Raw genomic sequence first — 13852 nt, forward strand, 5'->3', positions numbered from 1 at the left:
GTCGCTTCCGATGCCTCGGGCACGGGGCGTGCACGTCGCACGCCCCCATCCCACTCCCGTCCCGGGACCTTCCCCAGCACGCAGCACGCAGCACGCAGCACGCGGCAGCGGACTTCACGACTGGTGTTCCCGACACGCGTACTCGCACGCGCGTGCCGTCGTGCCGGATCGGTCCCGTACCACCCGAAGGACATCAGGTGATCACTCCTGTCCTCCCCCTGCCGTCGACGAAGCGCGACGCGGCGCCCATAGCGGATCGGCCCGTCACCACGACGACGCCCGAGGACCCGGCCACGGTCTGGGCGCTTGCCGCCCGCGCCGGAGATCCCGACGCCGTCGACCGTTTCGTGCGGGCCCTGCATCCGGACGTCGTTCGCTACGTCACGTACCTCTCCGCCGACCGCCAACTGGCCGACGACCTCGCCCAGGACACGTTCCTGCGGGCGCTGGGCAGCCTGCACCGGTTCGAGGGGCGCTCGTCGGCGCGTACCTGGCTGTTGTCCATCGCCCGCCGTACGGTCGTCGACAGCCTGCGGTACACCGCCGCCCGGCCGCGGTCGGCCCACGTGGACGACTGGACGATTTGGGCCGAGCGTGCGCAGCCCGGCGGCCTGCCCGGATTCGACGACGGCGTGGCCCTTCTCGGCCTGCTGGACGCGCTGCCCGTCGAGCGCCGCGAGGCGTTCGTCCTCACCCAGTTGGCGGGGCTGCCCTACGAGGAGGCCGCAGCGGTCGGAGGCTGCCCCGTCGGGACGATCCGCTCCCGGGTGGCACGGGCCCGCGCGACTCTCGTCGAGCTTCTGGACGAAGCAGAGGAAGCCGGGGCTCCGACTGCCGTCGCCGCGTGACGAGAGGGGCGCCGGCGAGCGCCGGAGCCGGCGGGCACCGGCGCCCTCCCTTGAGTCCATGTCATCGGGGTCACCCGGGCTCACCTCGCGGACTCGTCCTCGCCCGCTGGAACGTCCGCGGCCCGCACAGGCTCAGTGCGTCCGGGTGCCGTTCCGGCCGGCCGTCCGCAACTGCTGCCACACCAAAGGAAATTGATTTGAGGTAGCCGGGAACTGGACGCCACCCCCGGCCGACTACTGGTCCGACAGCACGGCTCGTCCCCGGTCGGCCCTCACAACGAGGCAGCGGAACGGGGACGAGCGGGGAACTTCGGGCGAAGGTGGTTCGGCGCACGTGAAACGCAGAAGTCTGTTGCAGTCCTCCGAGGCGGCGATCAGCACCCTGTGGCTCCTGGAACACGCGCGGGGGAGCGGGGCTGCCGGCTGCCCGGAGTCGGGAACCGCGTGACACCGGAGATCGAGAACGCCTTCGCCGCGATCCGGGCCGAGTTCGGAGCTGGCTCGATCACTCGGGTCGAGCGGATGCTGGAGCCGGGCGGCGGGGGCGAACGGCATCCGCTGCAGAAAGCGGCAAAGTGGATCATGCCGGGGCTCTCCCCGACTCCCTGGCACGATCCCTACGCCTACGACGAGATCGCCCCGGTCGTCCATGCGCTGGAGGCCGGCCATCAGGCGATCAAGGAAGAACTGAACATCGCCTGGGCGGACCGCCGCGAAGCGTTCTCGGACTATGAGCACTATCTGACGCGACAGGAGAACTGGCAGGCCCTCCACCTCTTCCGTAAGGGAGGTCTGGTCGCAGAGTCGGCCGCATCGGTTCCGACGGCATACCGGTTGTTGAAAGAGGTTGCCGTCGACACGGAGAGGATCTGTCCGCTCCTGGAATGCCATTTCTCCACGCTGCTGCCGGGCGCCGCCATCGACCCGCACTGCGACCTGTGGAATTTCAGCATCAACCTTCATCTCGCTGTGGACATTCCTGACGGGTGCAGCATCACGGTCGCCGGGGAGACCCGCTCCTGGGAGGAAGGAAGATGCCTGCTCTTCGACTATTCCTTCGAACATGAGGCACGTAACGAGGGCACTGGTCCGCGGACCTGCCTGCTCATCGACCTCTGGCATCCGGAGACGACCGTTCCGGAACGCCGGGCGCTGGTCGCCCTGGTCGCGGAGATCCGCCGACTCATGGGAGAGGGCTGATTCGAAGGAGGTTTCGTGCAGGTGATGGTGCCGGATGAATTCCTGGAGCGGTTCTAATTTGTCCGGTGTTGCCGGTGTGTCATTCCTGGCGGTCTGTAGCTGCCGGGCCTGAAGGGCTGCTCAGATATTACATCGGCGTGTGAATTAGGGCCGGAAGAAAACGGCATTCCCAAGTTGGAATCCTGCTGCTACGGTGACGCAAAACCAACGGACTCTTGGAATTCCATTACAAGTGGGATTCCGATGAATGTGATGACGAGGAGGTGACCCGATTATGTCTCTTTTGGTTCTGGCGTTGGGGCAGCTCGTCATCTCGCTCGACTACAACATCGTGTATGTCGCGCTGCCCGACATAGGCGCCGGGCTCGGCTTCTCCGACCACGACCTGCAGTGGGTGGTCAGTGCCTACGTCGTGGCCACGGGAGGCTTCCTGCTGCTGGGCGGCCGGGCGGCCGACCTGCTGGGCCGGCGCCGGATGTTCGTCTTGGCGGCCCTGCTGTATGCGGGGTCGTCGCTCGTGGGCGGTCTGTCGGAGTCGCCCGGTGTGCTGGTCGCCGTCAGGGGCATCCAGGGCATCGGCGGATCGCTGCTGTTCCCGGCGACGCTGTCGCTGATCACCACTCTGTACGAGGAGGGGCCCGCCCGGAACCGCGCGTTGGCGGTGTGGGGCGCGGCCGGAGCCGGAGGGCTCTGCCTGGGTTCCCTGCTGGGCGGGGTGCTGGTGGAGGCGTTCGGCTGGCCGTCGGTGTTCTTCGTCAACGTGCCGGTCGCGGGAGTCCTCGCGGTGGCCGGCCGGCTGGTCTTCCCGGCGGACGGTCCGTGGGACCGCGCCCGGCGCTTCGACGTGGCGGGCGCGCTCACCGCCACAGGCGGGATCACCCTCCTGGTGTTCGTGCTGGTGCAGGCACCGGCGGAGGGCTGGACCACGCCCGCGGTCCTGGTCGGTGCGGCGCTCTCGGCCGGCCTGCTGGCGCTGTTCGCCGTCGTGGAGCGGCGGTCCCCTGAACCGCTCGTACCGGCACGGATGTTCGCGCACCGGGGACTGCTGGTGGCGATGGGGGTGACCGCGCTGTTCAGTGCCACGTTCAGTTCGGTGCCGTACTTCCTCACCCTGTACTTCCAGACCGTCCACGGTTACAGCCCGGCCGCGACCGGGCTCGCGTTCCTCGTGCCGGCCGTGGTGGTGGCCGCGGGCACGCAGGCCGGGGGACGGGTCGTGTCCGTCTTCGGAATGCGCCGGATGCTGGTGGGCGGCATGGTCCTGGGTGCAGCCGGAGCGGCGGCCCTCGGCCTGGCGCTCACCTCGGACGGCGCGTATCCGAAACTCCTGCCGGGCATCGTCCTGTTGGGCCTCGGCCAGGGCGCGGCCTGGACGGGAATGTGGATCGCCGCGTCCGCCGGGGTCGCCCCCGGTGACCAGGGCATCGCCTCGGGACTTGCGTCGACGACCCTTCAGGTGGGCGGCGCGGTAGGCCTCGCCCTGTTGGTCGCGCTCGCCGGGGGAGTGGGGCGGAGCACCTCCGGCCCCGGCCTGCTCGACGGACTCCGTACGGCCGTGTTCGCCATAGCGCTCGGCATCGGCGTGGGCGCGCTGGCGCTCCTCGTGCGCCGCCGGGTCACCAGCACATAGGCCCGCCTTTCTCCCTTGGGTCACCTCCTTTCACCTCCTCTCGCGTCCGGTCCGTCCTCCGTCATGCCTGGAGTGCATCCATGTTTCCCGCTGTCACCGGTTCCTCAGGTCCTCGGGCCGCCGTTCTGTGCGGGCTGGCCGGATGGGTGCCGTCCCGTGTGGTGACCAACGAGGACCTCGCGCGACGGCTCGACACCGACGACGCATGGATCCGCACCCGGACCGGAATCCGGCAACGGCACGTCGTCGACGGCGGCCAGGCGACCTCCGACCTGGCCGTCGAAGCCGGCCGTCTCGCCCTTGCCTCGGCGCGAACGGACACGGCCGACGCGGTCGTCGTCGCCACGACCACCCCGGACCACACCTGCCCGGCCACCGCGCCGGCGGTCGCCGCTCGGCTCGGGCTGACCGGTGTGGCCGCCTTCGACATCGCCGCGGTGTGCACCGGGTTCGTCTACGGACTTGCCTCGGCCGCCGGGCTCATCGCGGCCGGTGTCGCCGAACGGGTCCTGCTCATCGGCGCGGACACCTACTCCACGATCGTCGATCCGCTGGACCGGGCCAACGCGATCATCTTCGGCGACGGCGCCGGAGCCGTCGTCCTGCGCGCCGGACACCCCGACGAGCCCGGCGCGGTCGGCCACTTCGACCTCGGCAGCGACGGCGCCCGGCACGGCCTGATCACGGTCGCGGCCGGTGGCTCCCGACAACGCTCCTGGCCGGGCGAACCGAGCCGCGAGGAACGGCACTTCGCGATGCGCGGCAAGGAGGTCTACCGCCACGCCGTCACGCGCATGGCCGAGTCCGCGCGCGCCACCCTGTCCCGGGCCGGCTGGAAGCCCGACGACGTCGACCACTTCGTACCCCACCAGGCCAATCTGCGGATCCTGCACTCGGTGGCCGACGACCTCGGTCTCCCGCGTGAACGCTGTGCGACCCATGTCGAGTCCGTCGGCAACACGGGTGCCGCGTCCATACCGCTCGCCCTCGCCGACGCGGCTGCCCGGCAGACGGTCACGTCGGGCGACCGGCTGCTGCTCACCGCCTTCGGAGGCGGCCTCACCTGGGGCTCCTGCCTCCTCACCTGGCCCTCACTCCCACAACAGGAAAGGACCCCTGGGCCCTCCGATCTTACGAATGACCAGAGCAACCACCCTTGAAAGGTAGGACGACGTCATGAGCACCACCTACGAGCAACTCGTCGACATCCTCACGAGACTGCACGACGCCCCGGCCGACCGGATTCGCCCCGGCGCGACCCTCGGCGAACTGGACGTCGACTCGCTGACGACGGTCGAGATCAGCATCCGCATCGAGCGCGACCTCGGAGTGACCGTCGGCGACGACGAACTCGAACCCGACCTCACCCTCGGCGAGATCGCCCGTCTCCTCGACACCAGGCAAGCATCCGTCCGCCCCCACCGAAGGTAGAAGCAGCCATGCAGATCAAGGACCAGCCCGGCAGCGCTCTCGGCGCGACGGTCGAGGACTTCGACCACACCACCGCCTCCGACGCCGACATCGCCGCGCTCAAGAACACCGTGTACACGAAGAAGATCGCCGTCCTGAAGGGCCAGGACCTCTCCCCGCAGGAATTCCTCGAACTCGGCAAACTCCTGGGCCGCCCCGAGACCTATTACGAGCCGATGTACAAGCACCCCGAGATACCGGAGATATTCGTCTCCTCCAACGTGCCGAAGGACGGCAAGCAGATCGGCGTACCGAAGACGGGCAAGTTCTGGCACGCCGACTACCAGTTCATGCCGGACCCCTTCGGCATCACCCTCATCTACCCCCAGGTCATTCCCGAGAAGAACCGCGGCACGTACTTCATCGACATGGGCCGGGCGTACGAGAAGCTGCCCGAGGACCTCAAGCAGGAGACCGGCGGCACGTACTGCCGGCACTCGGTGCGCAAGTACTTCAAGATCCGGCCCCACGACGTCTACCGCCCCCTCTCCGAGATCATCGAGGAGGTCGAGCGGAAGACCCCGGCCGTCGTCCAGCCGACCACCTTCACCCACCCCATGACCGGCGAGACCGTCCTCTACATCAGTGAGGGATTCACCGTCGGCATCGAGGAACAGGACGGCAACCCGCTCGACGAGGAGCTGCTCAAGCGGCTGTTCGACGCCACCGGCCAGCTCGACGAGAGCTTCGAGCACGAGAACATCCACCTGCAGAGCTTCGAGAAGGGCGACCTCCTGGTCTGGGACAACCGCAGCCTCATCCACCGCGCCCGGCACACGACGACGCCCGAGCCGACCGTCTCCTACCGCGTGACCGTGCACGACGAGCGCGGGCTGCACGACGGGATCAGGGCGGTATGACGCACGACGCCCTGTTGGCACACGTGCTGACGCCCTACAAGGACCACTGCAGATACCTGCGTTCGGCGGTCGTGACAGAAACGGCCGGCCGGGCATCCGCCCGCTGCGAATTCGCGATCGCCGAATCGTGCTACATCGACGACACCGGCCATCTGAATTCCGTCGAGGTGAACATCTGCTACAACCAGATGATGTACTACCTCGTCGCCAAGTCCGTGCAGGAAGGACTGGGCACGGGGTTCGAATCCTGGACGCTGGACGACTTCCGGAAGCACCAGCTCCCGGACATCCTCATCGCCCGGTTCGCCGCCAGTTTCCGGCGACCCGTCAACCCCCGTGAATTCTCCGGGGAGATGGAGTTCCGGTCGGTCACCCGACGCGCCCCGGCCGGCGGCAGCCCGTTCCTGCACGCCGACACGGCCTTCCGCTACTGGGACGCCGAGTCCGGCCGCTGCGACGGCGAAGCGACCCTGGCGTTCGTCAACGTCCCCTGACACCCACGTCCCCTGGCACACACGTCGCTGACACGAACGTCCCTGACACGAGGCGAGAGACAGCCATGACCATGGACCGGCTCCACCACCCGCAGCTCCAGACGCTCGTCCGGACCACGAGCTTCCACGCCGGGCACCAGCCCGCCACCCCCGCGGTCCTCTGCGAGGGCCGCACCCTGACGTACGGGCAACTGCACCGCGAGAGCAACCGGATCGCCCACGCCCTCCAGGCCGCCGGGCTCACGGCCGGCGACCGGGTCGCCTACCTCGGCAAGGAGTCCGAGCACTACTACGAGATCCTGTTCGCCTGCGCCAAGAGCGGCACCGTCCTGGTCCCCGTCAACTGGCGGCTCACCGCGCCCGAGGTCAGCCACATCCTCCAGGACTCCGGCACCCGCCTGCTGTTCCTGGAGGACGAGTTCACGGCGGTCGTGGACAGGATGCCGAGCGCGCCCCCGGAGACGGTCGTCGCCCTCGGCGCGGACCTCACCGCCTGGACGGCACCCCACCCCGACACCGACCTCCCGGACAGCGCCACCCCGGACACCCCCGTAGCCCAGCTCTACACCAGCGGCACCACCGGACTGCCCAAGGGCGTCGTGCTCGCCCACCGCAGTTTCTTCGCGATCCGGGACGCCCTGGCGAGCGAAGGGCTCGACTGGATCGACTGGCGCAGCGGCGACGTCGCGCTGATCGGCATCCCCGGCTTCCACATCGGCGGCCTGTGGTGGGCCACGCAGAACTTCAACGCGGGTACGACGGTCGTCGCCATGCGCGCCTTCGCCGCACGCCAGGCCGTCGACCTCATCCGCGACCTCGGCGTCACGACCGCCTGCGTCGTCCCGGCCATGCTCCGCATGATGCTGACCGAACCGGGCGTAGACGTCCAGGACTTCACCACCCTGCGCAAGACGGTCTACGGTGGCTCGCCGATCTCTGAGGCCCTGCTGGAGGAGAGCCTGAGGGTCCTGGAGTGCGAGTTCGCCCAGATCTACGGGCTCACCGAGACCGGCAACACCGCTGTCTGCCTGCCACCGGCCGCCCACGTTCCCGGCGGTCCCCTCATGCAGGCGGCGGGGCACCCCTATCCGGGCGTGCGCAGCAAGGTGATCGACGGGGAGGGGCGCGAACTCCCGCCGGGCGCGGTCGGCGAGATCTGTCTGGCCACTCCCGCGCACATGGTCGAGTACTGGGGCCTGCCGGAGAAGACCGCCGAGACCCTCGTCGACGGCTGGATCCACACCGGAGACGCCGGCTACGTCGACGAGGACGGGTACGTCTTCATCCGCGACCGCATCAAGGACGCCATCCTCGTCGCCGGGGAGAACGTCTACCCGGCCGAGATCGAGAACGTACTCGAAGGCCACCCCGGTGTGGCCGAGGCCGTGGTCGTGGGCGTGCCCGACGAACGCTGGGGCGAGTACGTGCACGCCTTCATCGTCCCGGACCCCGAACGGCAGCCCACTCCCCGGGACCTGCACACCCACCTCGTCCCACAGCTCGCGAGCTTCAAGCTGCCCGCCCGCTACGAGTTCATCGACAGCGTCCCGCGCAACCCCAGCGGCAAGATCCTGCGCCGGGAACTCCGCGACCGCTTCTGGGGCGAATCCGCCCGCAAGGTCAACTGACCGCTTCCCCTGGAGAGAACGACATGCCTGCTCCCCTCACACCGGAGGCCTTCCGCGCGGACCTGGCGGAGTACCTCTACCTGCGGCCCGACGAAGTCGACCTCGACGAGAACCCGCTCTACGCGGGGCTGGACTCCCTGCGCATCGTCACCCTCATCGAACGGTGGCGTGCGACCGGTGTGGACGTGACCTTCGTCGAACTCGCCGAGCGCACCTCGTTCGCCCAGTGGTGGCAACTGCTCTCCACACGTCAGGAGGCCCCGAGGTGACGGCCCGTCATCCCCTGCTGGCCGCTCAGGAAGGCGTCTGGACGGGGCAGCGGCTCGACCTGGACAGCCCCGCCTACAACACGGCCGAGTACGTGCACATCCACGGTCCCGTGGACCCGGCCGTCTTCACGGCGGCCCTGCACCGGGTGGTCGCGGAGACGGAGGCCCTGAACGTCGCCTACGTGGTCGACGACCAGGGGCGGCCCTGGGAGACATCCGCACCGGCCGGCACATGGCGCCCCCACACGGCCGACCTCACCACCGAGCCCGACCCGCACGCCGCGGCCCTGGCCTGGATGGGCGAGGACATGGCCCGCCCCGTCGACCTCGCGCGCGACCGGGTCTTCGGCCATGCCCTGCTGCGGGTCGCACCGGACGAGTACCTCTGGTACCACCGCGTCCACCACATCGCCCTCGACGGCTTCGGCCTGGCACTGGTCGCCCGCCGGGTCGCCGAGGTCTACACCGCCCTGGCGGCGGGCGAACCGGTGGGGGAGAGCGGCTTCGGCACCCTGGCCTCGGTACGGGACGAGGAACGCGCGTACCGGGAGTCGCCCCGCTTCGCCACGGATCGCGCCCACTGGACGGACCGGTACGCCGACCGGCCGCCGGTGGCGACCCCGGCCGGCCGCTCGGCCATGCCCGCGCACACCTTCCACCGCCGCGTCGTCGACCTCGATCCGGCACGGACCAACACCCTGCGTGCCGTTGCCCGCGACCTCAGGGTCACCTGGTCCGAGGTCCTGCTGGCGGTCACGGCGGCCCAACTGCACCACGCGACCGGCGCACCGGAGATCGTCCTCAGCCTCCCCACGATGGTCCGCCTCGGATCGGTCTCCCTGCGCGTGCCGTGCATGGTCCGCAACATCCTGCCGCTGCGCGTCACCGTCACCCGGGCGGACACCCTGCGCGACCTCACCGCCCGGATCTCCCGTGAACTCCGCGCCGGCCTTCCGCACCAGCGCTACCGCTACGAACAACTGCGCCGAGACCTCAAACTGGTCGGCGGACAGCGCCGGTTGTCCGGCCCCGGCGTCAACATCATGCCCTTCGCGTACGACCTGCGCTTCGCCGGACACCGCAGCACGGTCCACAACATCTCCGCCGGACCCGTCGACGACCTGTCCGTCAACGTCTACGACCGCGCCGAGGGCGCGGGCCTGCGCATCGCCGTGGACGCCAACCCCGACCTCTACGACGAGGCAGCCGTCGCCGCACTCCACCAGGGGCTGCTCGCCCTGCTGGACGATGCCCTCGCCGCCCCCGGTCGGCCCCTCACCGAGCTGCGGACGCGGGAGCCCGTCCCCGTCCTGGACGGCGGCCCGCTGCCCGGCCCGGCACGCCCGGTGCTCGGGCTGATCGCCGACCGAGCCGCCCGGCGCGGCGGTTCCGTCGCCGTCGAGCACGACGGGCGCAGCATCACGTACGCCGAACTCTTCGGTGCGGCACGTGACCTCGCCTGCCGGCTGGCCGCCCGTGGGGTGGGCCCCGGGGACCTGGTGGCCGTGGCCCTGCCGCGCGGCATCGACGCGATCACCGCCGTCCTCGGTGTCCTGCTCGCCGGTGCCGCCTACTGCCCGCTCGACCCGACGGCACCTCCAACACGCAGCGCCGACCTGCTGGCGGACGCCCCGCCCGCACTGACCCTGACGACCAGCTCCTGCACCGACGTCATGACGGATGTCCCACCGGCGCCCGGCACGGACCGGCCGACCGCTCCGACGCCGGACGACCTGGCCTACGTCCTGCACACCTCCGGCTCCACCGGCCGACCCAAGGGCGTCGAGACCGGCCACCGGGCCCTCGCCCACTTCGTCGCCGGCGCCACCCACCGATACGGCATCCAACGCCACGACCGGGTCCTGCAGTTCGCCCCGCTGCACTTCGACACCAGCGTCGAGGAAATCTTCCTCACCCTGTGCGCGGGCGCCACCCTCGTCGTCCGCACCGACGACATGACCGACTCGGTCCCCGCATTCCTGGACAGCTGCGCACGACTGCGGATCAGCTTCCTCGACCTGCCCACCGCCTACTGGCACGAGGTGGCCTACGCCGTCTCCACGGGTGCCGCGGCCCTGCCCGCCGGGGTGCGCACCGTCGTCATCGGCGGCGAGGCGGCCCTGCCCGAGCGCGTCGACCGCTGGCGCAGGACCGTCGGCACATCCGTACGGCTGCTGAACACCTACGGGCCGACCGAGGCCACCGTGGTCGCCACCGTCGCCGACCTCCACGACCCGGACCTCGCACCGGGAGACGCGCCCATCGGGCTTCCGCTGCCGGGCACCCGGGCCGCGGTCGTCGGTGGCGAACTCCACCTCCTCGGCGACAACCTGGCCGTCGGCTACCGGGGAGGCCCGTTTCCGGACACGGCCCGCTTCGCGCCCCTGGACGTGCTCCCCGGAGCACCACGCGCCTACCGCACCGGCGACCGGGTACGGATCGGCGACGACGGCCAACTGCGCTACCTGGGCAGAACAGACACCGAGTTCAAGATCAGCGGGCATCGCGTGCATCCCGCCGAGGTCGAGAGCGCGCTCCTGGCCTGCGCAGGGGTCCGGGACGCCGCCGCCGTGGGACAGGTGCTGAAGGACGGGACGCGTCGGCTCGTCGCGTACGTCGTCCCCGACGGGCCGGACCCGTCCGCGGCCGGGATCAGGGACCGCCTCCGTACGGCCCTGCCCCCGGCGATGATCCCCTCGGCGATCGAATTCCTGGCCGCCCTGCCCCGGACCGGCTCAGGAAAGATCGACAGGAAGTCGCTCGCCACACCCGAACCCGCACCCGACCCGGGCGCGCGGACGACCTCACCCGACAGCACACTGGAGCGCACCGTCGCCTCCGTCTGGCAGCAGGTCCTGGGCCTGGCCTCCGTCACCCCGGACGACGACGTGTTCGACCTCGGCGCCCAGTCGCTCCAGGTCATCCAGGCCGCCAACCGCCTCGGCGTCGAACTGGGCCGCGAAGTGAAGGTCGCCCCGCTCTTCCAGCACCCCCGCATCGCCGACCTCGCGCGCTTCCTGCGGGAGCGGACAGGACCGACAACTCCCGGCCTGCCGCACACCCTGCTCGCCGACACCGTCCTCGACCCGGACATCCGTCCCGGCGACGGACCCCGAGCCGGCGGAACACCGGAGCGGATCCTGCTGACCGGCGCCACCGGATTCGTCGGCGTACACCTGCTGGCACAGCTCCTGGCGGACACGGAGGCGGAGATCGTCTGCACCGTCCGGGCCCCGGGTCCCGCCGAAGCCACCGCCCGCATCCACCAGGCTCTGAAAGCCCACCGGATCCACCTCTCGGACACCGCACAGAAACGCGTCACGGCACTTCCCGCAGACCTCGCCCGCCCCCGACTCGGTCTGACCGGCGAGACGTTCACCGAACTGGCGGCGACCTGCGGTGCGATCCTCCACAATGCGGCGACCGTGAGCATCATGCGCGACTACGCCACCCTGCGCGCCGCCAACACCGAACCGACCAGGCAACTGCTGCGCATGGCCGCCGTACGCTCGGTGCCCCTCCACTTCGTGTCGACCCTCTCCGTCGCCCCACCGCTCGCCCTGAGCCCCGAAGTGCCGGAGACGTTCTTCCCGCCGCACCCCGGACTGCGCTACGGCTACCAGCAGTCGAAGTGGGCGGCCGAACGCCTGCTGGAACAGGCCGCCGAGCGGGGCCTGCCGGTCACCGTCCACCGGCTCGGCCGGATCGTCGGCCCGGCCACGACCGGCTACGTGAACGAGCGGGACTTCCTGTGGAGCGTGCTGCGCGCCGGGATCCCCGCAGGAATCGTCCCCGAACTGTTCGAGGAGGAGACCTGGACACCCGTCGACCACGTCGCCCGAGCCCTCGTCCACCTCTGCCTCGGACCGACCAGCGGGGCGACCGTCTTCAACCACGCCACCACCGCCCCGGTGCGCCTGGGCGACGTCTACGACTGGCTGGAGGACTACGGCTACGCGCTACGGCGCATGCCGCTGGCCCGGTGGAGAACCGAACTCCCGGCATCCTCCGGTGAGGCGGCGACCACACTCGCCTTCTTCGACTCCTGGGACACGGCCCCGGAGGACTCCGCCGGCCCGGACCTGCGCCTGGGACGGGTGCGCGCCGACAACGTCGTGAACGGCCTGCACGGCAGGGACATCACGTGCCCGCCCGCCGACCGGGACCTCGTCTTCCGCTACCTCGACCACTGCGTCACCACCGGCACCCTGCCCGCCCCGGCCGGGCTGAAGAGCCGTCCGGCAACAACCACGAGTACTGCCTCTGATTGTCCTTGACCGCCTCGCGTCCCAATTCGCGCGCCAGATGGGTGTGTCAGGGGTCTATGAAGGCGTGGGGTCGATTCCGGGTCGATGCGTCTGCCCGGCAAACGGCAGTATCTCTGGAAGGCCGGGTAGTCCCGTGCTGAGAGTTGGCGATCGGTGAACCAGGACCGGCTCCGCCTCGAACAGAATCAGTTGTCCTTCAACGGGTTCCCTCCCGGCTTCGTCCACCGCAGCATCCCGGCAACCGATCTGACGATCGAGCACATGGGCGGCCCCGCGGCCAATCCGCGGCTGGTGGTCGAGGCGCTCGGCGCCCACTCGCCGCCGACACGCCCACGCTCGTGGTGGTGACGCCGTGGACGCTGAACGGGCTGATCTTCCCGCCTGACGACACCTTCCCCGACGAACTCACGATCGCCGGGCGACGCCGTCCCGTGTACGTCACCGAGTTGGCACCCCTCGGCCGGTACCGCTCGGTCAACCTCGTCGGCTGCGTATCGGGGCTGTCAGGACCGGAACCCGCCCGCACGCTCGCCCGGTCCTGGGCGGAACCACTGTGTGCGGCCGTGGAAACGGCGCGGACCGCACACCCCCGAGCCCCCCCGGTGAGCAGCCGTGCCGCATGTGTCCACAAGATTCACGGCATCGCCCAGGGGCGCGCTTACGGCCGTTCGCCCACCAACTCGCGGGCTATCCGGGCGAGGACGGCTCGGCCGCCCGTGCACCCCGCGGCGGGGCACGCTGCCGGCAGCGGATGCAGGCGCTCGCTCGACGGTACGTCAGCTGTCCGCGTCGGCTGCGGTGAGGGTGGCGAGTGCGGCGTCGAGGCGGTGGGTGGCTTCCTCGGCGACGGGGCGCAGGGCGTCGAGTCCGGTGAGGGCGACCATGGTGTTCGGGTCGAGTGCCTGTACGGCGGTGAGGTCTCCGTCGCGGCGGACGACGACGTTGCAGGGCAGCAGCAGGCCGATGGTGCGGTCGGTCTCCAGGGCGCGGTGGGCAAGGGGCGGGTTGCAGGCGCCGAGGATGACGTAGTCCTCCATGTCGTGGTCGAGCTTCGCCTTGAGCGTGGCGGTGACGTCGATCTCGGTGAGGATGCCGAAACCCTGCGCGGCGAGGGCTTCGCGGACGCGGCTGACGGTGGTGGCGAAGTCGCTGTCGAGGTGCACTGTGCGGTCGTAACGCATGGCG

The 13852-nt window shown here is 70.2% G+C and carries 12 protein-coding genes; 11 read left to right on the plus strand and 1 reads right to left on the minus strand.

Translation table 11 applies throughout. The features are described from left to right. The first annotated feature begins 197 nt into the window (after positions 1-197). The 11 genes from OG595_RS41590 to OG595_RS41640 all read left to right on the plus strand — a co-directional run bounded on the left by OG595_RS41590 (position 198) and on the right by OG595_RS41640 (position 13015). Positions 198-848: a sigma-70 family RNA polymerase sigma factor gene (locus OG595_RS41590; protein ID WP_443073302.1), complete on the plus strand. Its 651-nt coding sequence runs from the start codon at positions 198-200 to the stop codon at positions 846-848. Positions 849-1292: 444 nt separating this feature from the next. Further along, positions 1293-2048 (plus strand): aspartyl/asparaginyl beta-hydroxylase domain-containing protein, encoded by a 756-nt coding sequence (locus tag OG595_RS41595; protein ID WP_329281469.1) that lies wholly within the window; start codon positions 1293-1295, stop codon positions 2046-2048. Between the two features lie 274 nt (positions 2049-2322). Next, entirely contained in the window at positions 2323-3678 is a 1356-nt protein-coding gene (locus tag OG595_RS41600) for an MFS transporter (RefSeq protein ID WP_329281471.1), read from the plus strand. A gap of 80 nt (positions 3679-3758) precedes the next feature. After that, entirely contained in the window at positions 3759-4838 is a 1080-nt protein-coding gene (locus OG595_RS41605) for a beta-ketoacyl-ACP synthase III (RefSeq protein ID WP_329281473.1), read from the plus strand. 16 nt (positions 4839-4854) lie between these two features. Continuing rightward, positions 4855-5109: an acyl carrier protein gene (locus OG595_RS41610; RefSeq protein WP_329281475.1), complete on the plus strand. Its 255-nt coding sequence runs from the start codon at positions 4855-4857 to the stop codon at positions 5107-5109. A gap of 8 nt (positions 5110-5117) precedes the next feature. Then, positions 5118-6008 carry a (3R)-3-[(carboxymethyl)amino]fatty acid oxygenase/decarboxylase gene (scoE, locus tag OG595_RS41615; RefSeq protein WP_329281477.1) on the plus strand — a complete coding sequence of 297 codons (891 nt, stop codon included), beginning with the start codon at positions 5118-5120 and terminating at the stop codon, positions 6006-6008. After that, positions 6005-6502, plus strand: coding sequence for a (2E)-enoyl-ACP glycyltransferase (gene scoD / locus OG595_RS41620; protein ID WP_329281478.1), 498 nt, complete (start codon positions 6005-6007; stop codon positions 6500-6502). Before scoE ends, scoD begins: the two co-directional genes overlap by 4 nt. A gap of 65 nt (positions 6503-6567) precedes the next feature. Then, the gene (locus tag OG595_RS41625; RefSeq protein WP_329281480.1) at positions 6568-8130 is read left to right on the plus strand and encodes a long-chain-fatty-acid--CoA ligase; all 1563 of its coding nucleotides are present in this window, start codon (positions 6568-6570) and stop codon (positions 8128-8130) included. Positions 8131-8153: 23 nt separating this feature from the next. Continuing rightward, positions 8154-8399 (plus strand): phosphopantetheine-binding protein, encoded by a 246-nt coding sequence (locus OG595_RS41630; protein WP_329281482.1) that lies wholly within the window; start codon positions 8154-8156, stop codon positions 8397-8399. Next, positions 8396-12676 carry an amino acid adenylation domain-containing protein gene (locus OG595_RS41635; RefSeq protein WP_329281484.1) on the plus strand — a complete coding sequence of 1427 codons (4281 nt, stop codon included), beginning with the start codon at positions 8396-8398 and terminating at the stop codon, positions 12674-12676. The genes OG595_RS41630 and OG595_RS41635 overlap by 4 nt, the downstream gene beginning before the upstream one ends. A 144-nt stretch (positions 12677-12820) precedes the next feature. Continuing rightward, positions 12821-13015 carry a hypothetical protein gene (locus OG595_RS41640; protein ID WP_329281486.1) on the plus strand — a complete coding sequence of 65 codons (195 nt, stop codon included), beginning with the start codon at positions 12821-12823 and terminating at the stop codon, positions 13013-13015. Between the two features lie 428 nt (positions 13016-13443). Here OG595_RS41640 and OG595_RS41645 read toward each other — a convergent pair whose 3' ends face one another. Further along, positions 13444-13848: a DUF302 domain-containing protein gene (locus tag OG595_RS41645; protein WP_329281488.1), complete on the minus strand. Its 405-nt coding sequence runs from the start codon at positions 13846-13848 to the stop codon at positions 13444-13446. Between the last annotated feature and the right edge of the window lie 4 nt (positions 13849-13852).

Source organism: Streptomyces sp. NBC_01451, assembly GCF_036227485.1.
Taxonomy (GTDB): domain Bacteria; phylum Actinomycetota; class Actinomycetes; order Streptomycetales; family Streptomycetaceae; genus Streptomyces.

Bases quoted from the DNA above. Each gene is read 5' to 3' on its own strand.
- OG595_RS41605 (WP_329281473.1), top strand. From the start codon at position 3,759: ATGTTTCCCGCTGTCACCGGTTCCTCAGGTCCTCGGGCCGCCGTTCTG.
- OG595_RS41600 (WP_329281471.1), top strand. From the start codon at position 2,323: ATGTCTCTTTTGGTTCTGGCGTTGGGGCAGCTCGTCATCTCGCTCGAC.
- scoE (WP_329281477.1), top strand. From the start codon at position 5,118: ATGCAGATCAAGGACCAGCCCGGCAGCGCTCTCGGCGCGACGGTCGAG.
- OG595_RS41630 (WP_329281482.1), top strand. From the start codon at position 8,154: ATGCCTGCTCCCCTCACACCGGAGGCCTTCCGCGCGGACCTGGCGGAG.
- OG595_RS41645 (WP_329281488.1), bottom strand. From the start codon at position 13,848: ATGCGTTACGACCGCACAGTGCACCTCGACAGCGACTTCGCCACCACC.
- OG595_RS41610 (WP_329281475.1), top strand. From the start codon at position 4,855: ATGAGCACCACCTACGAGCAACTCGTCGACATCCTCACGAGACTGCAC.
- scoD (WP_329281478.1), top strand. From the start codon at position 6,005: ATGACGCACGACGCCCTGTTGGCACACGTGCTGACGCCCTACAAGGAC.
- OG595_RS41625 (WP_329281480.1), top strand. From the start codon at position 6,568: ATGACCATGGACCGGCTCCACCACCCGCAGCTCCAGACGCTCGTCCGG.